Below are 591 nucleotides of genomic sequence, written 5' to 3' on the forward strand. Positions count from 1 at the left end.
CATTTTACGTTTGAAGTGTATGCCCTTTGGTATCAACTATTAAGTGAAAACCTTGATAATAAAGATATTGAGGCAGTCGGACAGCTCGAATTTTTACGGACAGAGTTGATGCAGGCAGATGTTGTCCGTGCATTGGAATTAATTTATTAAGCATATATTATGTCAGATCCCACATTACGCTATTATGAAGAAGAGATGCGGTATCTCAAAGAGGCGGGATTAGAGTTTTCAAAAGCCCACCCTGATCGTGCCGCAATGCTGAATTTAGACAGAGTAGGTACGCGCGATCCTTATGTAGAAAGACTGTTTGAAGGCTTTGCTTTTTTGACAGGGAGAATCAGACAAAAATTAGATGATGACTTTCCGGAATTGACGGAGGGGTTGGTCCATATGCTGTGGCCGCATTATCTGAGGATGATTCCTTCCCTGACTGTTTTGGAATTGATTCCGGATAATAAAAAGTTGCAAGGAGGGCAAGTCGTTAAAAAAGGATTGTCCGTTCAGTCCGAACCTATCAATATCAACGATAGATTGACCAGATGCTTGTATCGGACCACTGCCGATGTTGCGCTCCAGCCCTTGAGCATATTG

The 591-nt window shown here is 42.3% G+C and carries 1 protein-coding gene; it reads left to right on the forward strand.

Annotated elements, in window-relative coordinates; all coding sequences use genetic code 11:
- Positions 1-159: 159 nt before the first annotated feature.
- On the forward strand, positions 160-591 hold a 432-nt coding region (locus ACTHTU_RS11165), incomplete at its 3' end, for a type VI secretion system baseplate subunit TssF (protein ID WP_440362584.1).

The organism is Neisseria sp. P0020.S005 (genome assembly GCF_051957055.1).
Taxonomy (GTDB): Bacteria; Pseudomonadota; Gammaproteobacteria; order Burkholderiales; family Neisseriaceae; genus Neisseria; species Neisseria subflava_A.